Annotated in this window: 22 protein-coding genes and 1 tRNA gene; 10 read left to right on the top strand and 13 right to left on the bottom strand. The window is 65.6% G+C overall.

Translation table 11 applies throughout. From position 1 onward, the window contains the following. Window positions 1-125 precede the first annotated feature (125 nt). The 5 genes from ACTU6U_RS11285 to ACTU6U_RS11265 all read left to right on the top strand — a co-directional run bounded on the left by ACTU6U_RS11285 (window position 126) and on the right by ACTU6U_RS11265 (window position 5,558). Entirely contained in the window at window positions 126-1,190 is a 1,065-nt protein-coding gene (locus ACTU6U_RS11285; RefSeq protein WP_443469200.1) for an aspartate-semialdehyde dehydrogenase, read from the top strand. Window positions 1,191-1,307: 117 nt separating this feature from the next. Continuing rightward, window positions 1,308-2,738, top strand: coding sequence for a malate dehydrogenase (quinone) (mqo, locus tag ACTU6U_RS11280; RefSeq protein WP_443469242.1), 1,431 nt, complete (start codon window positions 1,308-1,310; stop codon window positions 2,736-2,738). A gap of 9 nt (window positions 2,739-2,747) precedes the next feature. Beyond that, on the top strand, window positions 2,748-3,401 hold the full coding sequence (locus ACTU6U_RS11275) for a thymidine kinase (protein ID WP_443469199.1): 654 nt from the start codon (window positions 2,748-2,750) through the stop codon (window positions 3,399-3,401). A gap of 141 nt (window positions 3,402-3,542) precedes the next feature. Further along, complete coding sequence (locus ACTU6U_RS11270; RefSeq protein WP_443469198.1) at window positions 3,543-4,268, top strand: FadR/GntR family transcriptional regulator; 726 nt, start codon at window positions 3,543-3,545, stop codon at window positions 4,266-4,268. Between the two features lie 9 nt (window positions 4,269-4,277). Then, window positions 4,278-5,558 (top strand): alpha-hydroxy acid oxidase, encoded by a 1,281-nt coding sequence (locus ACTU6U_RS11265; RefSeq protein ID WP_443469197.1) that lies wholly within the window; start codon window positions 4,278-4,280, stop codon window positions 5,556-5,558. Here the strand turns inward: ACTU6U_RS11265 and ACTU6U_RS11260 are convergent. From ACTU6U_RS11260 to ACTU6U_RS11245, 4 genes are all read right to left on the bottom strand, one after another. Then, window positions 5,555-6,319 carry an HAD-IIB family hydrolase gene (locus ACTU6U_RS11260; RefSeq protein ID WP_443469196.1) on the bottom strand — a complete coding sequence of 255 codons (765 nt, stop codon included), beginning with the start codon at window positions 6,317-6,319 and terminating at the stop codon, window positions 5,555-5,557. The two genes, ACTU6U_RS11265 and ACTU6U_RS11260, sit on opposite strands and share 4 nt — an antisense overlap. Window positions 6,320-6,372: 53 nt before the next feature. Next, window positions 6,373-6,449: transfer RNA gene (locus ACTU6U_RS11255), tRNA-Pro, on the bottom strand. A 61-nt stretch (window positions 6,450-6,510) separates the two neighbouring features. After that, entirely contained in the window at window positions 6,511-7,455 is a 945-nt protein-coding gene (locus ACTU6U_RS11250; protein WP_443469241.1) for a metallophosphoesterase, read from the bottom strand. Next, window positions 7,452-10,016, bottom strand: a complete 2,565-nt coding sequence (locus ACTU6U_RS11245; RefSeq protein ID WP_443469195.1) for a transglycosylase domain-containing protein — start codon at window positions 10,014-10,016, stop codon at window positions 7,452-7,454. The genes ACTU6U_RS11250 and ACTU6U_RS11245 overlap by 4 nt, the downstream gene beginning before the upstream one ends. A 92-nt stretch (window positions 10,017-10,108) precedes the next feature. Between ACTU6U_RS11245 and sp36 the strand changes: the two genes are divergently transcribed. From sp36 to ACTU6U_RS11230, 3 genes are all read left to right on the top strand, one after another. Beyond that, a complete protein-coding gene (gene sp36 / locus ACTU6U_RS11240; protein WP_443469194.1) occupies window positions 10,109-10,333 on the top strand; it encodes a Sp36 family protein in 225 nt (74 codons plus the stop codon). Further along, window positions 10,330-10,788, top strand: coding sequence for a RidA family protein (locus tag ACTU6U_RS11235; RefSeq protein WP_443469193.1), 459 nt, complete (start codon window positions 10,330-10,332; stop codon window positions 10,786-10,788). The genes sp36 and ACTU6U_RS11235 overlap by 4 nt, the downstream gene beginning before the upstream one ends. A gap of 63 nt (window positions 10,789-10,851) precedes the next feature. Beyond that, window positions 10,852-11,460, top strand: coding sequence for a TetR/AcrR family transcriptional regulator (locus ACTU6U_RS11230; RefSeq protein ID WP_443469192.1), 609 nt, complete (start codon window positions 10,852-10,854; stop codon window positions 11,458-11,460). A 36-nt stretch (window positions 11,461-11,496) separates the two neighbouring features. On the opposite strand, the gene acs is transcribed toward ACTU6U_RS11230, so the two are convergent. Continuing rightward, a complete protein-coding gene (acs, locus tag ACTU6U_RS11225) occupies window positions 11,497-13,464 on the bottom strand; it encodes an acetate--CoA ligase (protein WP_443469191.1) in 1,968 nt (655 codons plus the stop codon). A 352-nt stretch (window positions 13,465-13,816) separates the two neighbouring features. Between acs and ACTU6U_RS11220 the strand changes: the two genes are divergently transcribed. Then, a complete protein-coding gene (locus ACTU6U_RS11220) occupies window positions 13,817-14,821 on the top strand; it encodes a TadA family conjugal transfer-associated ATPase (protein ID WP_443469190.1) in 1,005 nt (334 codons plus the stop codon). Beyond that, complete coding sequence (locus ACTU6U_RS11215; RefSeq protein WP_443469189.1) at window positions 14,815-15,714, top strand: type II secretion system F family protein; 900 nt, start codon at window positions 14,815-14,817, stop codon at window positions 15,712-15,714. The genes ACTU6U_RS11220 and ACTU6U_RS11215 overlap by 7 nt, the downstream gene beginning before the upstream one ends. On the opposite strand, the gene ACTU6U_RS11210 is transcribed toward ACTU6U_RS11215, so the two are convergent. The 8 genes from ACTU6U_RS11210 to ACTU6U_RS11175 form a co-directional block, all read right to left on the bottom strand. Continuing rightward, the gene (locus ACTU6U_RS11210; protein WP_443469188.1) at window positions 15,674-17,530 is read right to left on the bottom strand and encodes a recombinase family protein; all 1,857 of its coding nucleotides are present in this window, start codon (window positions 17,528-17,530) and stop codon (window positions 15,674-15,676) included. The two genes, ACTU6U_RS11215 and ACTU6U_RS11210, sit on opposite strands and share 41 nt — an antisense overlap. Continuing rightward, window positions 17,520-17,831 (bottom strand): NUMOD4 domain-containing protein, encoded by a 312-nt coding sequence (locus ACTU6U_RS11205; protein WP_443469187.1) that lies wholly within the window; start codon window positions 17,829-17,831, stop codon window positions 17,520-17,522. The genes ACTU6U_RS11210 and ACTU6U_RS11205 overlap by 11 nt, the downstream gene beginning before the upstream one ends. After that, the gene (locus tag ACTU6U_RS11200; protein ID WP_443469186.1) at window positions 17,824-18,132 is read right to left on the bottom strand and encodes a hypothetical protein; all 309 of its coding nucleotides are present in this window, start codon (window positions 18,130-18,132) and stop codon (window positions 17,824-17,826) included. Before ACTU6U_RS11200 ends, ACTU6U_RS11205 begins: the two co-directional genes overlap by 8 nt. Then, window positions 18,129-18,428: a hypothetical protein gene (locus ACTU6U_RS11195; RefSeq protein ID WP_443469185.1), complete on the bottom strand. Its 300-nt coding sequence runs from the start codon at window positions 18,426-18,428 to the stop codon at window positions 18,129-18,131. Before ACTU6U_RS11195 ends, ACTU6U_RS11200 begins: the two co-directional genes overlap by 4 nt. Before the next feature lie 168 nt (window positions 18,429-18,596). Further along, complete coding sequence (locus tag ACTU6U_RS11190) at window positions 18,597-18,938, bottom strand: hypothetical protein (protein ID WP_443469184.1); 342 nt, start codon at window positions 18,936-18,938, stop codon at window positions 18,597-18,599. 67 nt (window positions 18,939-19,005) lie between these two features. Next, entirely contained in the window at window positions 19,006-19,323 is a 318-nt protein-coding gene (locus ACTU6U_RS11185) for a hypothetical protein (protein ID WP_443469183.1), read from the bottom strand. Between the two features lie 598 nt (window positions 19,324-19,921). After that, window positions 19,922-20,197: a hypothetical protein gene (locus tag ACTU6U_RS11180; RefSeq protein ID WP_443469182.1), complete on the bottom strand. Its 276-nt coding sequence runs from the start codon at window positions 20,195-20,197 to the stop codon at window positions 19,922-19,924. Window positions 20,198-20,453: 256 nt separating this feature from the next. Further along, window positions 20,454-22,505: an AAA family ATPase gene (locus ACTU6U_RS11175; RefSeq protein ID WP_443469181.1), complete on the bottom strand. Its 2,052-nt coding sequence runs from the start codon at window positions 22,503-22,505 to the stop codon at window positions 20,454-20,456. Between the last annotated feature and the right edge of the window lie 416 nt (window positions 22,506-22,921).

Genomic DNA, 22,921 nt, shown 5'->3' with positions numbered 1-22,921 from the left:
ACCCTGGAGCACGGGTAGCGGTAGACTCGCCGGAACCCTGACATCGACGCCAGGCGCGGCATCCGCACCCCGATGTCGCGCCTTGTGTCTTGCTTGCATCACTGCACGACGCCAAGGACACTCTTATGACTCGCATCTCCGATAGCGGACACTCCGTCGCCATTGTCGGCGCCACCGGCCAGGTAGGCACCGTCATGCGCGAGATTCTTGTTGAGCGCTCGTTCCCGATCCGCGAGCTGCGGCTGTTCTCGTCGGCGCGCTCTGCGGGCACCTCGATCGATTTCGGCGGCACCTCGGTCATCGTCGAAGATGTCGAGACAGCTGACCCAGCGGGTATCGAGATCGCGCTGTTCTCGGCGGGTGCGACCGCGAGCCGCGCGTATGCAGACCGTTTCGCGGCGGCCGGAGCCGTCGTGATCGACAACTCCAGCGCATGGCGCGGCGACCCCGAGATTCCGCTCGTGGTCAGCGAGGTCAATCCGCACGCGATCGATGAGCGCCCTCGCGGCATCATCGCGAACCCGAACTGCACCACCATGGCGATCATGCCGGTCCTCGGACCCCTCGCTGTCGCCGCGGGGCTTGAGCGACTCATCGTCTCGACCTACCAGGCGGTCTCAGGGTCCGGACTGGCAGGCGCCCAGGAACTTCTCGGTCAGGTCGAGGGAGTCCTCGCTCAGGGCGACACTCTGCGCCTGGTTCACGATGGCTCGTCGGTCGATTTCCCCGAGCCCGACAAGTACGTCGCCCCGATCGCCTTCGACGTCATCCCGTTGGCGGGAGCTGTCGTCGATGACGGTCTCAACGAGACCGACGAAGAGAAGAAGCTCCGAAACGAGAGCCGCAAGATCCTCGAGCTGCCCGACCTCCGTGTCGCAGGCACCTGCGTGCGCGTGCCGGTCTTCACCGGCCACTCGCTGTCGATCCACGCGGAGTTCCGCGACGACATCACACCCGAGAAGGCTCGTGAGATCCTGGCATCCGCGCCCGGCGTCGTCCTCGAAGAAGTGCCGACCCCGCTGTATGCGGCAGGCAAGGACCCGAGCTTCGTCGGCCGCATCCGCGCCGATCAGTCCGCGCCCGAGAACAAGGGCCTCGTGCTGTTCGTCAGCAACGACAACCTTCGCAAGGGTGCAGCGCTCAACGCTGTGCAGATCGCCGAGATCGTCGCAGAGCGCCTCGCATCCTGATACCTCGAAAACCGGCGCGGACGCGGCGTCCAGCGCCGGTTCGGGGGATCGCGATAGGCGAACTAGGATGGTCGGGTGACTGAATCCGTCGACGTCGTCCTCATCGGTGGTGGCATCATGAGTGCCACGCTCGGCACTCTGCTGCACGAATTGCAGCCGGATTGGAAGATCGTCGCCTTCGAGCGGCTTTCCGATGTCGGCCAGGAGAGCTCGAACCCGTGGAACAACGCGGGCACCGGTCATGCGGCGCTCTGCGAGCTGAACTACATGCCGAAGAACGAGAATGGGCCGCTCGACCCCGCCAAGGCGATCTCGATCAACGAGCAGTTCCAGCAGAGTCGTCAGTTCTGGACGTCCCTGGTCGAGAAGGGCGTGCTCGATACGCCCTCCACGTTCATCAACGCCACCCCGCACATGACCTTCGTGCGCGGTGAGAAGGACGTCGCCTACCTCAAGGACCGTTACGAGGTTCTGAAGAAGGAACCTCTTTTCGAGGGTATCGAGTACAGCGACGATTCGCGTGTCATCAACCAGTGGGCGCCGTTGCTCATGCAGAAGCGACGCAAGGGCGAGCCCTTCGCCGCCACGCGGGTGCCCGCGGGCACCGATGTCGATTTCGGCGCGCTCACGCACCAGCTCTTCGGTCATCTGTCGGATGCTGGGGTCGAGCTGCGCACCAACCACGAGGTCCGCTCGCTCAAGAAGCAGAAGGACGGCAGCTGGCAGATCAAGTACCGCAACAGCCTCGGACGCACTCCAGGCAGCATCAACGCGAAGTTCGTCTTCGTCGGTGCGGGCGGTTGGGCTCTGAAACTGCTGCAGAACTCTGGAATCCCCGAAATCGAGGGCTACGGCGTCTTCCCGATCGGCGGTCAGTTCCTGAAGACCTCGAACCCCGCCGTAGTTGCTCAGCACAAGGCGAAGGTCTACTCGCAGGCATCCGTCGGCGCCCCGCCGATGTCTGTGCCGCACCTCGATACCCGCGTCGTCGACGGTGAGTCCTCTCTGCTGTTCGGACCCTTCGCGACGTTCAGTCCGAAGTTCCTCAAGAACGGCTCGATGCTCGACATCGTCTCCCAGGTGCGCACGCACAACCTGTGGCCCATGCTGCGCGTCGCCTTTGCGAACCCCGACCTGATCACGTACCTCCTCGGCGAGCTGACGAAGACTCACCGCAAGAAGGTCGACAGCCTGCGCATCTTCATGCCGACGGCGAAGGACGAGGACTGGACGATCATCCAGGCAGGCCAGCGTGCACAGGTCATGAAGAAGGATGCCAAGAAGGGCGGCGTGCTGCAGTTCGGCACTGAAGTCGTCTCTGCTGCTGATGGCTCGATCGCAGGCCTCCTCGGCGCATCCCCCGGCGCATCGACGGCAGTGCCGATCATGCTCGGACTGCTCAAGAAGTGCTTCCCCGAGCAGTATTCGGGCTGGGAGCCCACGCTGCGCGACCTCATCCCCACGTACGGTCAGACGCTCAACGACAACCCAGCGGTGGCTGATGAGTCGATGTCGCAGACGGCTGCCGCCCTCGATATCTCGAGGTGATCGAGGGCAGTGGCGAAGCTCTACTTCCGCTACGGGGCGATGAACTCCGGCAAGTCCACAGCACTGCTGCAGGTCGCCTACAACTACGAGGAGCGGGGCCAGCGCGTTCTGCTCGCCAAGCCTGAGATCGACACCAAGGGTGCCTCGCAGATCGAGAGCCGCTTGGGCATGACCCGGGAAGTCGACTTTCTGATCCCCTCGGGCGGTGATGCCCGCGCGCTCTTCGATGGCGAACGACAGCGGGTGCAGCAGAGCGCTGCCGAAGACGCGAGCGCCGCGGACCCCGTCGATGTCGCGTGCCTGCTCATCGACGAAGCGCAGTTCCTCACTGCCGGTCAGGTCGATGATCTGTTCCGCATCGCGGTGGACGACGGCATCCCAGTGATAGCGTTCGGCATCCGCAATGATTTCCGCACCCACGCTTTTCCCGGCTCGGCGCGGCTCCTGGCGATCTCGCACTCGCTGGAAGAGATGAAGACCATCTGCCGCTGCGGACGCAAGGCGGTGTTCAACGGCCGTGTCGTCGGCGGGCGCTTCGTCTTCGACGGCGACCAGGTCGCGATCGATGAGGCAGCGGCTGGGGGAGCCCCGGCCGACGTGGTCACCTACGAGTCTCTCTGCGGGCACTGCTACCTCGAGGAGTCCGGCGGACGCCTGGGCTGAGCCAGCGCACCTTCAGGTCGCAATTTATGCCGGTATGGGCGTCCGTAAGCGGCGTCTTTCGCGACTCGAACGCCGAAGCGCACCCTTCTTGCGTGGTCAGACCACACGTTGTACGCTGTGGTCTGACCACAGGAGCATCGCATGTCCGCAAACGCAGAGCAACGAGCATGGCAGCTCGTTCTTGAGCACATCGAACAGTGCTTCCTCGACGCCAGGCTCGGGCCCGGCGACCGGCTCCCCTCAGAACGCGAGCTCGCGGCCCAGCTGGGGGTGGGGCGCTCGAGCGTCCGCGAGGCGTTCCGGGTTCTGGAGATCATCGGGCTGATTCGCACGTCGAGCGGCTCCGGGCCCTCATCTGGGGCGATCGTGATCGCTACGCCCTCAGACGGCCTCTCCGTGCTCATGCGACTGCAGGTGGCCGCACGGGCCTTCCCGCTGGCAGATGTCGTGCAGACACGTCTCGTGCTCGAGGATGCCGTTGCGGCGTCTCTCGCATCGAACGACATCAGGGACCTGTCTGAGCCGCGTCGCCTCCTCGACGCAATGGATGCCGATGACCTGAGCGCCGAGGACTTCCTTGCTCTTGACGCGCAGTTCCATCTGTCTCTCGCGGAGTCGAGCGGGAACGTCGTGATCACGGCGATGATGGCGGGGTTGCGTACGGCGATCGAGTCGTATGTGCTCGACGCCTCTACCCGGATCGATGGCTGGGATGCCATGACGGCGCGCCTGCGCGCCGAACATCGCGACATCGTCGCGGCTTTCGAGGCAGCAGATGCGGATGCTGCGCGCCGTCGCGTCCGCGACCACATCACGACTTACTACCGGGCGAGCGGTATGACCGCGAGCACGGGCAAGAACGACTGAAAGGCACTCATGGTCCAGCGACAGCTCCCGAATCCTGCAGAGCTCCTCGAACTGATGAAGTTCAAAAAGCCCGAGCTCAATGGGCGAAGGCGACGCCTGCAGGGTGCGCTCACCATCAACGACCTGCGCACGATCGCCAAGCGCCGCACGCCGAAGGCAGCCTTCGACTACACCGACGGCTCTGCGGAGGGAGAGATCTCGCTCACTCGCGCTCGGCAGGCGTTCGAGGATGTGGAGTTTCACCCCGGTATCCTCAGGCCCGCACCCGACGTCGACACGAGCGTCGAGATCCTCGGCGGGCCCAGCGCGCTTCCGTTCGGCATCGCGCCCACCGGATTCACGCGACTGATGCAGACCGAGGGGGAGATCGCGGGTGCGGGAGCAGCAGCGGCCGCTGGCATCCCGTTCACCCTGTCGACGCTGGGCACCACCTCGATCGAAGGTGTGAAAGCGGCGACCCTTCGAGAGCCTCAGGGATCGGTTCCGCCGAGAAACTGGTTCCAGCTGTATGTCATGCGCGATCGCGAGATCTCCTACGAACTGACTCGCCGTGCAGCCGCCGCTGGCTTCGACACCCTGCACTTCACCGTCGACACCCCGGTCGCCGGCGCCCGGCTGCGCGACAAGCGCAACGGCTTCAGCATTCCGCCGCAGCTCACTCTCAACACGATCATCAATGCGATTCCGCGTCCGTGGTGGTGGTTCGACTTCCTCACAACGCCCACGCTTGAGTTCGCATCTCTCAGCACCACTGGCGGAACAGTCGGTGAGCTGCTCGATGCCGCAATGGACCCCACGATTAGTTACGAAGACCTCGCCATCATCCGGGATCTATGGCCAGGGAAGATCGTCATCAAGGGCGTGCAGAACGTCGAGGATGCCGTGCGCCTGCGCGATGAGGGCGTCGACGGCATCGTCCTCTCGAACCACGGCGGCCGTCAACTCGACCGCGCCCCGATCCCGTTCCATCTTCTGCCATCGGTGCGGCGGGCAGTGGGCGACGAATTCACCGTGATGATCGACACCGGAATCATGAACGGCGCTGACATCGTCGCATCTGTCGCACTCGGCGCAGACTTCACTCTGATCGGCCGCGCATACCTGTACGGTCTGATGGCGGGCGGGCGAGAGGGTGTCGATCGCGCGATCGAGATCCTGCGCTCTGAGATCGAGAGGACCATGCGTCTGCTCGGCGTTGCCTCACTCGCCGAGCTCGAGCCCTCGCACGTCACCCAGCTGCAGCGGCTGACGCCGGTCGCCAGGGTCGCCGCGGACGTCGCCTCTCGCTAGACGAGCTGCAGCGTCGGCAGCAGACCGTCGAGCTCTGAGGCCGTGTCTTCCCAGCCGGTGACGGCGATCGAGCGGACGCCGAGCGCGCGCACCGGGTAGTCGTTGCCGCCGACGTCGAGCCGGTCGCCGTAGAACAGCATGTCGGAGAGCGGGATACCGGTGTGCTCGGCGAGAGCCGTCATGCCGTAAGCCTTGTCGATGCCAGCGCGGGTGATGTCGATCGAGGTTGAGCCTCCTGCGCGCACCTCGAGAGCGGGGACGCGGGCGGCGACAGCATCGCGAAGGCGCAGGCGCTTCTCACCGGAGGGATCCCATGCGTGCTTCGCATCGCCAGGGGCCTGCTGGCCTAGCGCCGAGAACGTGATCTGCGAGCCGCGGTCCTCGAGGATGTCGCCCCATGGGTTCGACTCCCACAGGCCGAGGCGCTCTGCCTCCTCGCGCAGTGCGCCGAGGGCGGAGGACTTCTCCTCTTCGGAGAGATCGTGAGCGTAGATCGCGGTGAAGTCAGAGCCGTCGTGGCGCAGGTAGCGGGTTCCGCAGGTGGGCAGCAGGTGCAGACGTGCGAGTTCTGTCGGACTCGCGTCACCGAGCTGCGCGATCACCTGTGCGCGGAACTGCGTCTCGTTGCCTCCGGAGATGATCGCGACGTCGACGACACGCAGGAGTGCGCGCAGGTGGGCAGCGATGCGAGGAGAGATCGCACTCTTGGAGGGCGCGAGCGTATCGTCCAGGTCGAATGCGACAAGTCGGGGGATGCTCATGATTCCTCCAGGATATGGAAGAAGGCCGCCCCGGAGGGCGGCCTTCTTGCAACTGGTCGGGGTGACAGGATTTGAACCTGCGGCCTCTTCGTCCCGAACGAAGCGCGCTACCAAGCTGCGCCACACCCCGTTGCAACCGTTTGAGTCTACAGGGAAAAACTCGCTGCACCGAATCGAGGGGAGTGCTCAGATCAGGTGGGCGTGTCCCGTGCAGTCAGAGTCAGAAGAGTGGCTTCTGGGCGGCAGGCGAAACGGACGGGCGCGTAGATCGAGTGGCCGCAACCGGCGCTGACATTGAGCGGGATGCTGTGTCCGCTGTGACTCCACGTGCTCAGACCCTTGGCCTGCTTCAACGGAATATCGCAGTTCGCCACCAGTGCGCCGTAGAACGGCAGACAGACTTGCCCGCCGTGCGTGTGCCCGCCGAAGATCGCCTGTGCGCCGAGGTCGGTGAACCGGTTCAGCACGCGCTGGTACGGGGCATGGGTGACACCGAGCAGGGGAGTTGCGGCATCCCTGCTGCCGAGGGCCGCGATGGCGGTCGGGAGAACGTCCAGATCGTCCCAATCGCGATGGGCATCGTTGACGCCGAAGACGTCGACGTCGCGATCGCCGACACGCACCCGTGCGGCGGCATTGTTCAGATCTGCCCAGCCGAGCTCGTCGCGGAGGAATGCGTCGAGCGCATCGGTGTCGAGTCGTTCTGGTTCTGCATGTCGAGCAGAGGGCCCGGAGAAGTACCGAAACGGATTGCGCGGCGTGGGGCCGTGCACATCGTTGGATCCGTGGACGAACACGCCGGGAATGCCGGCGAAGGGCTCGAACGCCCGGCGGATGCCGTCAAGCCCGTCGCGATGGCCGAGATTGTCACCCGTGTTGACGATGAGATCCGGTTCGAGGGGGGCGAGCGATGCCAACCAGTCCTGCTTGCGACGCTGCCACGGGGCCATGTGCGCGTCTGAGAGGTGCAGAACGCGCAGCGGTGCAGAACCAGGCGGGAGCGCTGCAGCGGTGACCTCTCGGACCGTGAACAGGTAGCGTTCGATTCCGAATCCCCACACGGCGCACGCGGCCCCCACTGCCCCCACTGCGCCGAGCGCGATGAGGGCAGGGTGGGGTGTGCGGTTGGGCGTCACGTGCACGTGAGGGCCACGGTCGCCGTCTTGTTCACGGCGGTACCAGCGGCTGGCGACATCGAGACGATCTTCGCGTCGTCCGCATTGCAAGAAGGATGCTGGCTCACATTGTTGAATCCGGCCGCGTGGAGAGCATCCACGGCAGCTTTCGCCTTCTGGCCGACCACGTCGGGCAGCGCTGCGGCCTGACCGTTGCTCGGCGAGATCGTCACGCTCGTGCCCGCGCTGACCTGACCCGCACCTGGGTCCTGTGCAGCGACGATGCCAGGGGCGAGATCACTGTCGACAGGAGCGCCGACGTTCACCGAGAAACCTGCGCGCTCCAGCGTGCTGGTCGCGTCCTCCACTGGCAGTCCGACCACGCTAGGGAGATCCACGAGCACGCGGCGGATGAGGTTCTGGTCGGGGGCAGGGAATTCGTCTCCGCCGCCGAGCAGGGCATCAGCTGCGGCCTGCATATCGCGGGCTACGTCGTAACGGATGTTCTGCAGCTCGTTGCCGTTGAACCATTCGCCCCAGATGTTGGCGTCACCCTGCCAGCGGCCGACGAACACGGCGGTTGCGGCTTTGGTGCTGGACTCGATCATCATCGTCGAGTACTCATTGTGCGATCCGGTCTTGCCGAGCAGGGGAGTGCCGTCCCAAGGGTTGGCATCCGCACCCGTTCCGCCACGCTCCATCACGCCCTGGAGAGCGTAGGCGGCGGTGGCAGCGACCTCGGGAGAGATCACCTGCGAGCAGGACGTCGTCGGAACCGGGAGTTCCTCGCCCTTCTGGTTGAGCACGCGGTCGATCGCGACCGGGGAGCAGTAGACGCCCTTGTTCGCGACCGTGGCGTAGGCGCCGGCCATGTCGAGCGGCGAGATGTACTTCGAACCCAGCACGTCGAAGGGAACGTTCTGATCCGTCGTCTTGCCGCCGTTGCCGAGGGTGACTCCCATGCGGTCGGCGACCTTGTTGATGTCGCAGATGTCGAGCTTGGATGCCATCGCGAAGTATCCGGAGTTCAACGAGTCGCGGGTGAAGCGCATGGGGGTGCCGGTGTACCCGGAGACGCCGTTGAAGTTTCCGACCTCTTCAGTGTCGAAGTCCCACTTGGAGCCGGTGCAGGACGCTTTCATCTTCATCGTCTGGTTGCGGCCGTTGATCGACTCGTTGACGGAGTGGCCCGTCTCGAGCCAGTCAATCAGGGTGAAGATCTTGTAGGACGACCCGACCGGGAATCCAGCGGAACCGCCGTGCGCGGCGTCTGAGGCGAACACGAGGCTCGTGTAGGCCTGGTCGTCGGTCGCGGTCTCCTGGAAGATCGTGTTCTGCGTCATCGCGAGGATTCGGCCGGTGGCCGGCTCGATGGTGACGCCAGCCGCACCGAAGTACTGGTTGTCGTAGTTCGGCGGAACGCGGTCTCGCAGAGCGGCGACTGCCGGGTCCTGAACGCGAAGGTCGAGAGTGGTGTAGATCTGCAGGCCGTCGCGGTAGAGGGCCTTAGTGCGCTCCTGAGGGGTGTCGCCGAATGCCGGATCACTGAGCACGACCGTCTTGACGTACTGGCAGAAGTACGCGTTGTTGTTCGCTGCGGTACAGCCCTGCGACGGCGGCGTGATGGCGGGTGTGATCGGCGAAGCATCCGCTTCATCGAACTGCGCCTGGGTGATCTTTCCGTCGGTCAGCATGCGGCCGAGCACGTAGTCACGACGTTGAAGCGTGAGGCTGTAGCCGTCGTCAGCACCGTTGACGGCGGCCCCCTCGCTGTTGGTCAGCGTTCCGCCCGGTCGGTCGATGCGGTACGTGTTCGGGTTCTGCACGATGCCGGCGAGGGTCGCGGCCTGTGCGACCGTGAGGTTCGCAGCGGTGGTGCTGAAGTAGTAGTTCGCCGCGGCTTCGATGCCGTATACCGTTCCGCCGAAGCTGGCGATGTTTAGGTATCCGAGCAGGATCTCGTTCTTCGAGTAGTCCTTCTCGATCTGGATCGCGTAGCGCATCTCCTGCAGCTTGCGCTCGACGCCGTCGGCGCCGGTGGCATTGGTGGCGTCCAGCCAGCACTGCGCGATCTTGTCGGAGTAGTCCTCGGCTCCTGGAAGCACGCCCTGCTCGCACTGCTGCACGAGAACGTTCTTGACGTACTGCTGGCTGATCGTTGACGCACCACGCGTGGAGGTGCCGCGGACGTTGTCTACGAGGGCCTTGACAGTGGCGCCGAGGTTGATGCCGCCGTGCTCGTAGAAGCCCTTGTCCTCACTGGAGAGGATCGCGTCATAGACCACGGGATTGACCTGGTCGAAGGTGACCTGGGTGCGGTTCTGGTCGAAGAACGTCGCCTGTGGCACGGGGTTTCCGTCGCCGCCGATCGCGTAAATCGTGCTCGGCTCCATGGGGGCGTCGATCTCGAGGTACGACGGCAGCTTCTCGAACAGGTCGAGGGCTTGGGATCCTGCGGCACCTGCGACGGCCAGCGCGGGGGTCACCGTGGCAGTCACCAGGATGCCGGCGATGGCGCTGAGCCCGACGAGTCCGAGGAGACCGCCGAGCACACCTGTCGCCGTGCGATTCTTCTGAGGCATACGCTAGATCGTAGGGGAGTTCCCTGAATACCGCCTTTGACGTCGACGTTGTCAGCGTCTTCGGTATCCGTGACAAGACCGTCTGGAGAGCCATGACCACGTGGGAGTATCTGACCACCCCGTTGCTGATCCACAACACCGCTGCAATCCTCAATAACTGGGGAAAGCAGGGCTGGGAGCTCGTACAGGTGGTGCAGGGTCCCGAAGGCGGCCTTGTGGCCTACTTCAAGCGGCCCGCGTCGGGTGACGGATCGAACAGTGCAGGTCTCGCCGCTGCCGCCGAGGCTTCGCGTCAGTTCGAAGGAGGTGCCGCATGAGCATCGCCACGCGTTTGGAAGAGCTTGGAATCGAGCTCCCCGAGGTTGCAGCCCCCGTGGCCGCATACATCCCCGCCGCAGTGCACGGCGGACTCGTCTACACCTCTGGCCAGCTGCCCTTCGCGGCGGGCGCGCTGCCTGCGACCGGAAAAGTCGGTGCAGAGGTCAGCGCTGAAGACGCCAAGGGCTATGCGCGCACCTGCGCGTTGAATGCATTGGCCGCTGCTGCCGATGCCGCCGGCGGACTCGAGAAGATCGGCGGAGTGCTGCGGGTGGGCGGTTTCGTCGCATCCGACCCGTCGTTCACGGGACAGCCCGGCGTCATCAACGGTGCCAGCGAAGTGCTCGGCGAGATCTTCGCGGATGCTGGACGACACGCTCGTGCGGCTGTGGGTGTCGCAGTGCTGCCGCTGGACAGCCCCGTCGAGGTCGAAGTCACTTTCACGCTCGCCTGAGCGGCGGACCATGACCGCAGTTCGGCTGAGTATGGTGATCGGGAGAGCGGCGAAGGAGGAATCGTGACGGGCGGACTGCGCGAGCGCAAGCGACGCGCGGCGCGCCTCGCCATGGAGCGCGCCGCTGTCGATCTCGCCTATGAAGAAGGTGTGCAGGCCGTCACGGTGGAACGCGTGTGCGATGCCGCGATGGTGTCGCGCAGCACCTTCTTCAACTACTTCTCAAGTCTCGGACAGGCCATCTTCGGTGGAGCCCTCGAATACGACCCGGAGGCGACCGAACGGATCCTCGCGAAGCATTCGGAGGATCTCGTCGTGGCAGCATCCCTCATCGTGATGGAGTCCGTTCGCGGCCAGGCCGAAGACGACCTCACCCGGCGCAGGTTCGCGTTGTTCGCGCGTGAACCGGGAGTCACCAGTTCCGTGTCCTGGACGAGCGGCGTCAGCCGAGGTCGGCTGGTCGACGTGATCACCGCGTGGCTCGACGCGCACCCGTCCGACGCGCGGCTGACGGCCTCCGATCACATCGCTGAAGCGCGGCTGACGGTCGGGCTCGCGATCGCACTCGGTGATGAGGTGCAGCGACACGGGGGCGAGGAGTTCCCGATCGACCCGAAACTGTTCAAGAAGATCCGCATGCAGCTCGCCGAGGTCAGTCGCCTGGCAGAGTGACTCTCGCGCCTCCGCACGGGAGGCGCGAGAGCGGGCTCACTTCACCTGAGCTGAGATGATGCTCATCACCGCGGTGTCGGCCAGCGTCGTCGTGTCGCCGACCTCACGACCCTCTGCGACGTCGCGCAGCAGGCGGCGCATGATCTTGCCCGAGCGGGTCTTGGGCAGCTCGCCGACGATGTAGACATCCCGCGGGCGTGCGATCGCACCGATCTGCTCGCCGACCCAGCCGCGCAGCAGCGCGGCGAGGCCTGCGGCGTCGTGCGCGGCGAGGTAGCTCTCCTTGATGATCACGAAGGCGACGACGGCCTGGCCGGTGGTCTCATCGGATGCTCCGACCACAGCAGCCTCGGCGGTCGACTCGTGCGCCACGAGAGAGGATTCGATCTCGGCCGTCGACAGGCGGTGTCCGGAGACGTTCATCACGTCGTCGACACGTCCGAGCAGCCACAGGTCGCCGTCTGAGTCCAGGCGCGCGCCGTCGCCGGCGAAATAGTAGCCCTGGTCTTCGAACTTGTCCCAGTACGTCTCCTTGTAGCGCTCCGGGTCGCCCCAGATGCCACGCAGCATGGCGGGCCAGGGGTCCGTGATCACCAGTAGGCCGCCGTTGCCATTGCCGACTTCTTGACCTGACTCGTCGACGACGTCGAGCGAGATGCCGGGAACCGGAACCTGCGCGGATCCTGGCTTGGTGGCCGTCACCCCTGGAAGCGGGGAGACCATGATCGCGCCGGTCTCGGTCTGCCACCACGTGTCGACGATCGGAGCCTTGTTGTCACCGATCACTTCGCGGTACCACATCCACGCCTCGGGGTTGATGGGCTCTCCGACTGACCCGAGCAGGCGGATCGAGGAGAGATCGAACTTCTGCGGGATCGCCCGGCCCGACTTCATGAACGAGCGGATGGCGGTCGGTGCGGTGTAGAAGATCGAGACCTTGTACTTCTCGATGAGCTCCCACCAGCGACCGGGATGCGGGGCGTCCGGGGTTCCCTCGTACAGAACCTGGGTTGCACCGTTCGCAAGCGGGCCGTACGTGACGTAGCTGTGGCCGGTGACCCAGCCGATGTCAGCCGTGCACCAGAACACGTCGGTCTCGGGCTTCAGATCGAAGACGTTCTTGTGCGTGTACGCGACCTGTGTGAGGTAGCCGCCTGAGGTGTGCAGGATGCCCTTGGGCTTTCCGGTCGTGCCGGAGGTATAGAGGATGAACAGGGGGTTCTCGGAGGGGAACGCCTGCGCTTCATGGTCGGCGGATGCCGCGGGCACGACATCGTGCCACCAGAGGTCGCGGCCGGGCGTCCAGTCGACCTCGTTCTCGCCGCGCTTGACGACGAGAACATGCTCGACGGTCTGCTGTGCGCCGTCGCCGCGGTCGCTGAGCGCCTGGTCCACGGCCGGCTTGAGCGCGGAGACCCGGCCTTTGCGGTATCCGCCGTCGGCAGTGATGACGACCTTGGCTCCGGCATCGTCGATGCGGGAGCGCAGGCTGTCGGCGCTGAACCCGCCGAAGACGACGGAGTGGATCGCGCCGAGACGCGCCACCGCAAGCATCGAGACGACAGCCTCGGGAATCATGGGCAGGTAGATCGCCACGCGGTCGCCGGCACCGATGCCGAGGCCCTCGAGCACATTGGCTGTGCGCTTGACCTCATCGGTCAGCTCTGCGTATGTGACGCGGCGTGAGTCACCGGGTTCGCCCTCCCAGAGGAGAGCTGTGCGGTCGCCATTGCCTGCTTCGACATGGCGGTCGAGACAGTTGTAGGCGACGTTGAGTTCTCCATCGTCGAACCACTTGGCAAACGGCGGTGCCGACCAGTCCAGAACTTCGGTGAACGGCTTGTGCCAGTGCAGCAGATCGCGGGCCTGCTCGCCCCAGAACCCCTCACGGTCGGCCTTGGCGCGATCGTAGAGCTCGGCCTTCGCGACGGCGTGGGCGGCGAACTCTGCGGACGGCGCGAACTGCCGCGTCTCATCGAGGAGATGGTCGATCTGGCTGCTCATAGCGTGCGCTCCTTTGCGGCGGAATGGGTCATGCACACGGCACGACCCGGACAGAGTGAATCTAGCCTCCGCTCACTCTCGTCAATACTGCCGAAAGTAGGTAGTGCGGTGGGTTTTGTGAAGCGGGCGTCACCTCGTACACTCGACGACAGCCGAAAATCATTCCGGCCTGGGCGCACCCGATCATCTGACTGCGGTGCGTCATTGGGCGGCATCTCATTCCCCCCGTGAGGTGCCGCCCATTTCTGTGCCTGCGGGCAGTCGTCCTCCACCTTTCGGCGATCGTGTGAGTTGCTCACAGGACGTGGGTTTACACCCATCGGGCGGACGCCACGGCCAATAGCGTCGGGGGATGCCACAGCCGTTCATCATTCAGCCGCGTGCGGGCTCGCTCGCGTCGGACTCCCGCGAGGCTGGGCCCAGGGACGTGGACAGCGCGTTGGGACCCCTCGCCGAGTACTGCGTCGACCCGCAGGTGACAGACGTCTTCGTCAACGGTGCCGGTGGCCTCTTCATCGATAGAGGAGAAGGGGCGGAGCGCATCACGTCGTGGGCCGCCTCGCAGAAGGAAGTGCGCGACCTTGCCGTCGCGCTCATCGGTGCGGGAGGCCGTCACCTCGACGATCAGTCGCCGTGTGTGGACGTGCGCTTGGCATCCGGCATCCGCATTCATGCGGTACTCGCGCCGGTTTCCACGGGAGGGACGGCGCTGTCCATCCGCATTCCGCGGATACGTGCCATCGATCTGGAGGCCCTTGCAGTCTTCGGAGCGTTCGATGCTCCGCAACGCGCCTGGTTGGAGCGGTTGGTGGTCGAGCGCGCGAACATACTCATCACCGGCGGGACGGGCACGGGCAAGACGACCCTGCTGTCGGCGCTGCTGCATGCGGTGCCAGGGCGCGAACGGATCGTGACGATCGAAGATGTCGCAGAGCTTCGTCCGAGACATCCGCACCATGTCGCGCTGGAAACGCGCCAGTCGAATCTGGAGGGCGCTGGCTCCATCACTCTCGCGCGGCTCGTGCGGGAGTCCCTGCGGATGCGCCCTGACCGGTTGGTCGTCGGGGAGTGCCGCGGCGAAGAAGTGCGCGAGCTTCTGTCGGCGCTGAACACCGGGCATGACGGGGGTGCGGGAACACTGCACGCCAGCGGTCTTGCAGATGTCCCGGCCCGGCTCGAAGCGCTGGGTGCACTCGCCGGGATGGATGCCACCGCTCTCGCACGCCAAGCGGTGAGCGCGTTCACCGTGGTGCTGCATCTTGCCCGCGGCGCAGACGGAGTGCGTCGGCTCGCTCAGGCGGGATGCTTCCGACTGAACAACGATCGGCTCGATATCGAAGAGGTGCGGCCGTGGTGAGGCTCCGTAGGCGGTCGACGGGAGACGGCGGAGCAGAGGCCGCAGCCGTCTCGATCCGCACGCTGGCCGTGCTGCTGCAGGCAGGATCCGCGCCGCTGAACGCCTGGCGGCATCTGGCGGACTCCGGGGACGAGCACGCCCGAAGCGTTGTCGCCCGATGCGACGAGGGCGTGCCTCTGGTGATGGCGATCGAAGCAGAAGGCGCGGCGTGGTGCGATGTCGCCGCAGCATGGGAAGTCGCGTCGACGGTCGGCGCGCCCCTGGCCGAGGTTCTCAGGTCGCTCGCCGAAACCATGCGGGATACCGCCGCTGCAGCCGATGACGTTCAGATCGCACTCGCCGAACCCGCCGGGACGGCGCGTCTGCTGCTGTGGATGCCGTTCGCCGGTCTGCTGCTCGGGTTCGCGCTCGGGTTCGACACAGTGGGAGTGTTCGTCACCAACCCGATCGGGACGGGCTGCCTGGTGACAGGCCTGCTCCTCGTGCTCTGTGCGCGGCTGTGGACGTCTCGTCTGCTGCGCCGCGCGCGGCCTGCGTCAGGCAGTCCCGGAATGCACGCAGAGCTGGTGGCGGTCGCGCTCTCCGGCGGCACGTCCATCGATCGTTCTCTGCGTCTGGTCGACGACAGCCCGGCGCAGGGGCTGATCGGTCGCGCGCGCACGGGAGAGGTGCTGGAACTCTCTCGTGCGGCTGGTGTGCCTGCGGGCGAACTGCTGCGGGCCGCTGCGGCACAGGACCGCCATGATGCGCGGGTGCAAGGCCGAATGCGCGCGGCGAAGCTCTCTTCGAATCTGCTGATCCCGCTCGGCGTCTGCACGTTGCCCGCCTTTCTCCTGCTCGGCGTCGCGCCGCTCATCCTCGCGGTCCTCTCATCCACGCCGTTGCCGATCTGACGACGGTCTCCCGAAGAAGAAAACGACAAGAAAGAAGGAACACATGAACACTCTCCCCACCCTCACGACGCGGCGTGCCGCCTCGCTGTTCACCGACGAATCCGGTGCCGCGACGGCGGAATACGCTATTACGACGATCCTCCGACGCTTCCGAGTTACTCGGCACGGGGAAGCTCGGCAGGGGGCGGGGGCCCGAGTCGCGGTTTCCTCCACCCGAATCGCCGTCGCGGCCTTCCTCGCCCCACAGGCGAGGGTCAAGGACACCTGAAACGCTCAAACCATCAGGTTGCGCCACACGTTCGACGCCGCCCGCAATCGGACCGGTCATCTGTACGCGGACCCGGAGGATGTCGTACACCTGGCGGCGCTGATCCTCGGTCAGCTGGTCCAGGTTGCCGCGTGCCCGCTCGGCCAGCGCTGCGAGGTCGCGGAGCGCCTCGCCCTTCTCCTGCACCGACGACGCCAGCGCCCGGTACCCCTCCCGGCGCTCCCTGAGCCCCACCAGGTCGCGTTCGACCTGCGCGAGCGCCTCGCGGATCGGGGCCGGGTTATCGGTCAGCAGCACCTCCCGTGCGGCGTTCGATTGCGCGCGCTCCAGCTTCACGATCTGCCGTTCTACCGCCGCGAGCAGTGTGGCATCCTGCGAGCCGTCGCCCACGTCGGTCGGCAGTTCAAGGTATTGCCGCGCCATGGCTTCAAGGCGTGCCGGGTCAGACAGGAACCCGACCACCGCCGCCCACACGCGGGATTCCAGGGGCTCCCATGCGACCTGCTTGCAGGTGCACTTCGCGTCACCGGCCAGATGGCGACGACCGGTGCAACGCATCACCGGGGCTTTGCCTTTGATCGTCACGCCGTAATACGGCTTGCCGCATTCGCCGCGCACCTGACCGGTGAGTGGGCGGGAGATCGGCGATGCCGCCTTGCCACGGCTCGACCGGCTCGACAGCGCCCGAATGATCGCCCGATGTTGGGACGCGGTGAAGGGTGGTTCCGGCAGTTGCAGGTGGATCGGGTCGCCGTAGCGGGGCGTGCCGTCACGCTTGACCTTGGTCTTGTGGGCCCTCGGGTACAGCCCGCCGCTCGTCGGCGCACCCCACACGAGAACGCCGGTCGACATGGTTTCGTTGGCGAGGACGCGGCGCAGTGATTCGGGGTTCCAGACGTCGGCCTTACGTGGCTTCATCCCGGCGTCGTTGAGTCGCGCGGCTACCTGGAAGGCGTTCAAGCGCCGGGTGACCAGGAGCCGGTATGCCTCGGCGAGCACCTCACGTTCCCGCGCGTCGGCGACAGGGTGCGCGGTGCGTTTGTGGCCTTCGAGTCGCCAGCCGAACGGCGGGTGGCCACCGGGCCACAGCCCGGCCTCACCCTTGGCACGTTGACCGCGTGCTGTTTTCTCGACGATGGAGTCGCGGTCCATCTGGGCGAACGATGAGAAGATTCCCGCCATGCCGCGCCCCGCCGAGGTGGTCGTGTCGATGAAAGCTTCCTGGACGGACACGAAAGCTACGTCGAGTTCGTTGAGGTCGTCGATTACCTTCGCGCTGATGTGCAGCTTGCGGGACAGGCGGGTCATGTTGAGCGCGACGAGCACTTCGTAGTCGCCCTTGGCGGCGTCCTTGAGGGCTTCGGTCAGTCCGGGGCGGTTTTCGGCGGTGCCGGACACGCCACGGTCGGCGTAGATCTTGCCGGTGAACTTCCAGCCGCGCCCCTCGATCAGCGCGAGGCAGAGGCGTTCCTGGTCGGCCAGTGACGTGCCGTCCACCTGCTCCTCGGTGGACACGCGGATGATGACCGATGCGCGCTTAGCGTTCATGACGTAGCCATTCGAGGTTGTCGGCGCGGTTGTCGGCCTTGATTCGGTTGATGTGTTTGGCATTCGCTCCTGCGGGCGGCTCTCCGTGGAACGCGCGGGCCACAAGTCGATGCACTGCCAGTGTCTTGCCGCCCTGGGGTCCGTAGAGGCGCACGACGGCGCATCCGGTGACCCGGTTGACGGGCGTGGACAGGACGTAGCCTGCGGGGCGTCCTTGGGTCGCGCGGGCGTTGCGGATTCGCCCGGAGTCCGAGACCTCGTAGAGCCCCTCGTAGCCGGGGACGGGTCGCCACTCAGTCATGAGTCGCCTCCGACGTCGAACACCTGCGGATGTCGCCGTGGTCGTAGATCAGCCCATCGTGGTCGCCGGGGTGCCAGGCGCGGAAGGCGTGGGTGGCTTCGTCGAACTCGACTCCCCACCCGGCGGCGAGCAGCGCGTCGGCAAGGTTGTCGAAACCGCCGTCCGGGAAGAACGCTTCGCCCCGACTCGGCGGAGAGAAGGTGTCGAGGATCGCTTTCACTGCCTCGAACGTGCGGGGGCGCTCCCGACGCACTCTTGAGAGCACGGCGAGATGCGCGGGCCAAAAGTCTTCGGCATTCACGCTACCTTCGCCTCCTTGGCGTCGGCGTCGGCCTGCTTGGCCACGAGGCGCTCGGCGGCGCGGATGAACTTCGCCTGGAGGCGTTCGCTCGGGAGGTTCCGGGCTTCGGTGGCGATCAGGGCCTTAGTGACCTTGCCGCCGTCCGCGTGCAGGTTGATGAGCCCGCCCAGCAGCGCGGAGACGTGCCGGGCGTCGTGGCCGGGGCGGTAAATCGCCTTGGGGCCGACCTGCTCGTGGCAGGTGCCGCATGCGCAGGTGTTGAGGGGGATCTGGGTGGCGGTTGCCTTGGCGCTCATGGGGTATCCGATCTGATGGTTGACCAGGTGTTTTCTGGCTTCGCTTCCAGTAAAATGTATCGAGATATATCGCGTCAAGACGGTGATGCAGTCCGGACGTGTCGCGCGTCTGCGGTGGACAGTGCCGGGGATCGGCGAAGAAGACTCGGCGACCCCCGGCGGGATTGGTCAGGGCAGGCGCTGCTCGGGCACGTCGTCCAAATCAACTGCGTTCATGTAGTCGCCCTCGGCTTCTTGGAACAGGCCCCAAGCAGACTGAGCGTGCATCAGGCGGTCGGCACGGATCAACTCGCGCTCTGTGTCGGTGATGTCGTCAAGGCCGAGCCGCTGGTCGAGCGGAACCTCGGTGCCACCGTTGAGCATCATGTCCATGAAGCGCGAACGTGCGGCCTCATACTCGCTCCATGCGGCGGCGTAAGCCAGCTCGGCGGTTTCGACGTCGTAGTGCCCACTGTCCGTAGCCTCGGCTTCGAACTGGTCGACGGTCATGTCGTTGTTGTTGGTAGTCATGTTGTTCTCCTTGAATGGTGTTGGTGATGGTCGAAAGCCCAGGCGGCGCGGCAGCACCGGGGCCCGGTCAGGCGTAGTTGGCTTTGCAGAAGTCAAAGTCGGACGTCGCGTCGAGGTACTCAACCCATGCCTGCTGAGCTCGCTCCACACGAGCCGCGCGGAGCAGTTCAAGTTCGCCAGGTTTGAGCCCCGCGAAGGGGCCTTCGCCTGCGACTGATCCCGGTACGTAGATGAAGGTCTCCATCGCGGAGTGCTTCGCACCTTCGAAGGCCGCCTCGGCGCGGTTGCGCCTCTGCTTCGTCTCCAGGAGTCGCGCCTGCACGTGGTCGGGGTTGTGCTCTGCCAGCAACTGCACTGCGGTCTTGTATGGGTGGGTGGTGGTCATGTCTGTTCTCCTTGGTTGGTGTTGGTGGTTGTCAAACGCGGGACGGCGCGGCGGTGCACGCGCGGCGGCTGTTGCGCAGTCGGACGCTCGCACGACCTGGTGTTTCTCGTTCCGGGCGGTCACGCAGGCATCGTGACGGCAGGTCAAGATCCGCAGCTGCTCGTTTGGAACCCGATCAGGTCGACTCGGTGCCAGTGCCTGGCAGGAAGCGATCACCGTGAGCCCCCGGCGACATCTCCCGTGACCTCGGGGGCTCCGGCGGGCACTTCCGGGGGTCTGTGTGTCGCGAGTCCCGGAGAGCGCCCACGGGCAGATGCCTGCATCGCCACACCTCCACGCTCGCGGACATATCGGCGGTACGCCGCCCGCGTCTCGCACATGACGAGCTTGAAACCGGGGTGCGGGAACCAGATGTCGCACCGGTCGGCGTCCCCACACCTCGGCGCGACCCTCTGGTGAGCCGTCGGACTGGCCGCACAGGGGTAACACCACACGTCCCAACCGCCGCTGTCGTGCTCGATGACGTAGTGCGAGGCGCTGGCGGGAATCGGCTTGCTGCACATGCCGCACTTGACCACGGGTGCTCTGCCTTGACTGTTCATCGTTCGTTCCGTTCCCGTCGTCCGTCTTCCAACTCGGCAGCGGCGGTGAGCTTGTAGCGGGTGCCGCCGTGCACCGTGGTCGGTTCGGCCACGACGTCGCCCACCGCGATCAGGAGGTCGAGCGCGGCGTCGTAAAGGTGTTTCTCGCGGCTGTTCAGTCGGCGACGGAGCGCCGCACGGGCCACCCCCTCCGAGGACTCGGCAAGCATTCGTCGGATGCGCGGCACCATCCGGCGTACCTGCGCCGTGTCTACTGCTGTCATGTCGTTCATGAGAGGCGCTCCTTACGTGCGAAGACGTTGGGAAAACGTGAGAGGTTGTTTGTTTTGGCGTTTGCGTCTGGTTGCCCCGGCTGGGTGTCCCCGCGAGTTTCCCCGTCTCCCCGCCCCCTAAAGGGGGTCGGGGAGATTGGGTGGGGAGACTGTCGGGGAGGCTCGGGGAGATTCGGGGAGATCCCGTCATGACGGGCCAGAACCGGTCGGGGAGATTCCGGGGAGGTAATCGTGGGGAGATTCCGGGGAGATTGCATCAGAACTCCTCCTGCGCGATACCGGCGAGAGGGGCTTTCGTCTCAGCGTCCGGGTGCCCAGAGGGGTACCAACGCTGGGCATTGTTCCGGCCCTTCGCCCAACCGATACGCCCGCCTTCGCGCATGTCCCGAAGGGTGCGCGTCTCGTCGCCCTTCTGAAACGGGATGCCGCTCCGTCGGAGCGCGTCGGTGACCCCTGCCGTGTTGATGCCGGGCTCTGCTGTCACGATCCGTGCGATGCGTGGTTCGAGGTCGGCGACCTTCTGCTCACGCTTCGCCTGCTGGCGCGACCCAAGCCCAGTGAGGCTGAGTCGCTGTGTTGAATGGTCGAACCCGAGCTGGTCCTCGTCCACATCGACATCGCGACCGAGTGCGGAGAGGAATCGCGGCCCGTTGTCGCCGTCGTCCTCGTTCTTGCGAAGCCAGACGATCGAGTCCGGGTGGTCTTCCAGAGCGGACGCACCGCGTGACCGGTTCCCGTTCCAACCTGCGTGGACGTTGAGGACCACATCTCGTGCGCCGACCTCGGAGCGGGCAAACACGTCCAGGTCGTTGAGGAACGCCTGCACCTGCGTGTTGTCCTGCTGCGACTCGCCATAGAACGCCCGACTGAACGGGTCGACAAACAGCGACTCGACGTCGTAGGCGCGCAGCTTGGCGACGAGCCCGGCGCGGTCCTGCTCGTGCACCAACGGGTTCCGACGACCGCGCAGATTCACCAGGATGAGTCGTTTGCGATCGACGCCCACCTTGTCAGCCCAGAGCCCGAGCTGGTGGCCGCTCACCTCGTAGTTGAGGATCGCCACGGTGCCGTCGATGGGCGTCACCGGGAACCTGCCGAGGAAGTCACGACCTGAGATCAGCGCATCGGCCATGTTCAGGTTGAGCGTGGTCTTGCCGGTCTTGCGTTGCGCCACGATCGAAGTGAACCCGTCGGCGAGCATCAGCCCTTCGATCCGGAACTGTTCCCGCTCCGGGCGCGCGAGTACTTCTTCCAGCGTGCCGAGGTCGAATGGTGCGGCGGGGTCAAGCTCGGCGAGGGCTCGACCGAAGGCGATCTTGGCTTCGTGTTCGACGAGCTTTGACTCCACCCGCTCGGCGATTCGCTGCTGGCGCTCGTCCTCGGGGATCGGCTTTGCCTGCTCACTGCCCCAGATCGACTCCAGGACGGTCTCGATGTCCTCGTAGCCGGAATCGACCATCCCCGCTGCGCGTCGAACGTGAAGTTCGTAGAGGTCGCGCTTGTCGCGGTATTGGTTGGCGTAATGCCCGGCCACCCTCGTCAGCCAGTCGTTGGTCTGGCCTTCCTGCCGCACGGGCGGGTTGCCGAGGAGGTCGGCAATCGTCGGGCCACCGAGACGCACCCCACCCGCTGGGAGCTCAAAGGAAGACGACGGAGAGCCCGCGCTGGGGCTCTTCCGCTCGCCTGGCACCGGCACGCCGTAGGCGGCGAAGATCGCGCGCAGCTCGTCGTCGGTCAGGACGTGCTCTGGCACTGCCTCGTCCGCCACGATGTAGGGCTTGAGCGTCTCCGGGTGGGTCGATGGCGGCAAAACCACGTACGCGCCGTGGGTGGCGCGAATGTCGATGCCTCTGCCGAGGACGTGGGCTCCTGGCTTGACGATGCGGGCCAGGTCGCCGCCGACCCGGTAGATCAGGTGGGCGTTCCCGTTACCGCGACCGCTCAGGTGCTCTCTGGACTTCGGGAACACATCGAGGCGGTCGGCCCCGTGTTGGACGTCGAAGTCGAAGACCACTCGGTCGGTTGCCGCACCACCGATGTTGGCGTTCGGGTACGCGGCGAACAGCCGCCGGACCGTCTCGGGGTCAGTCGAGGCGTCGAGGACGCCGTGACCGAGCTTGCCACAGCGACCGTCGCATTTCGGACCCTTCTGGCCCTTGTGTGCACTGGGGATCGCGGGGGTCTTGTCGTTGTGACGGAGTGGGAAGACTGGCCACCCGCGGTCGGCCCATCCGAGAGCTTTGGTGATGACCTCGGGGTCGTCTGGGGTCTCCAGCCGTTGCGCGATGTCAGGAGTGAGGCGAACCATCAGAAGCTCACCACCTGAACGGCGAGAGCGGCCACGGCGATGCCGAACATCCATGCGGTGCTGCAGGCAGTGAGCCAGAATGCGGTGTCGGCGTCGAGCTTGCCGGCAGGTGACTGCGGAGCCGCTGCGCGCGGTGAATGGTTGTCACGCCGCCACCTGCCCGGCGTCGGCGATCGGTGAGAACAGCAACCTCAACAGGGTTGCGATGTCCTCATCAGGAAGCCGTTCGGCTTCCCAGTGTGTAATCGGTGTAATAGCCACCGTGCACTTCCCTCTAGAAAGGGGGTGCCAAGAACGACAAAACGCACCCCGTATCCAGACCCACCGCCGGGGCGGTGGGGAGGGGATGCCTGAGGTCGAAACCTCATCCTCCCGTCGATACTCGACGGGTCTTCCACCCTCATTGGGATACGGTG

It is taken from the genome of Microbacterium zouquanmingi, from assembly GCF_052266695.1.
Taxonomy (GTDB): Bacteria; Actinomycetota; Actinomycetes; order Actinomycetales; family Microbacteriaceae; genus Microbacterium.
The sequence above is the reverse complement of the archived record's forward strand: the minus strand, read 5'-3'. Positions and strand labels throughout refer to the sequence as shown.

Excerpts from the sequence above, each read along its gene's own strand:
- ACTU6U_RS11285 (WP_443469200.1), top strand. The coding sequence starts at position 126 with ATGACTCGCATCTCCGATAGCGGACACTCCGTCGCCATTGTCGGCGCC.
- mqo (WP_443469242.1), top strand. The coding sequence starts at position 1,308 with ATGAGTGCCACGCTCGGCACTCTGCTGCACGAATTGCAGCCGGATTGG.
- ACTU6U_RS11270 (WP_443469198.1), top strand. The coding sequence starts at position 3,543 with ATGTCCGCAAACGCAGAGCAACGAGCATGGCAGCTCGTTCTTGAGCAC.
- ACTU6U_RS11265 (WP_443469197.1), top strand. The coding sequence starts at position 4,278 with ATGGTCCAGCGACAGCTCCCGAATCCTGCAGAGCTCCTCGAACTGATG.
- ACTU6U_RS11260 (WP_443469196.1), bottom strand. The coding sequence starts at position 6,319 with ATGAGCATCCCCCGACTTGTCGCATTCGACCTGGACGATACGCTCGCG.
- ACTU6U_RS11245 (WP_443469195.1), bottom strand. The coding sequence starts at position 10,016 with ATGCCTCAGAAGAATCGCACGGCGACAGGTGTGCTCGGCGGTCTCCTC.
- sp36 (WP_443469194.1), top strand. The coding sequence starts at position 10,109 with ATGACCACGTGGGAGTATCTGACCACCCCGTTGCTGATCCACAACACC.
- ACTU6U_RS11235 (WP_443469193.1), top strand. The coding sequence starts at position 10,330 with ATGAGCATCGCCACGCGTTTGGAAGAGCTTGGAATCGAGCTCCCCGAG.
- acs (WP_443469191.1), bottom strand. The coding sequence starts at position 13,464 with ATGAGCAGCCAGATCGACCATCTCCTCGATGAGACGCGGCAGTTCGCG.
- ACTU6U_RS11220 (WP_443469190.1), top strand. The coding sequence starts at position 13,817 with ATGCCACAGCCGTTCATCATTCAGCCGCGTGCGGGCTCGCTCGCGTCG.
- ACTU6U_RS11210 (WP_443469188.1), bottom strand. The coding sequence starts at position 17,530 with ATGAACGCTAAGCGCGCATCGGTCATCATCCGCGTGTCCACCGAGGAG.
- ACTU6U_RS11205 (WP_443469187.1), bottom strand. The coding sequence starts at position 17,831 with ATGACTGAGTGGCGACCCGTCCCCGGCTACGAGGGGCTCTACGAGGTC.
- ACTU6U_RS11195 (WP_443469185.1), bottom strand. The coding sequence starts at position 18,428 with ATGAGCGCCAAGGCAACCGCCACCCAGATCCCCCTCAACACCTGCGCA.
- ACTU6U_RS11190 (WP_443469184.1), bottom strand. The coding sequence starts at position 18,938 with ATGACTACCAACAACAACGACATGACCGTCGACCAGTTCGAAGCCGAG.
- ACTU6U_RS11185 (WP_443469183.1), bottom strand. The coding sequence starts at position 19,323 with ATGACCACCACCCACCCATACAAGACCGCAGTGCAGTTGCTGGCAGAG.
- ACTU6U_RS11180 (WP_443469182.1), bottom strand. The coding sequence starts at position 20,197 with ATGAACGACATGACAGCAGTAGACACGGCGCAGGTACGCCGGATGGTG.
- ACTU6U_RS11175 (WP_443469181.1), bottom strand. The coding sequence starts at position 22,505 with ATGGTTCGCCTCACTCCTGACATCGCGCAACGGCTGGAGACCCCAGAC.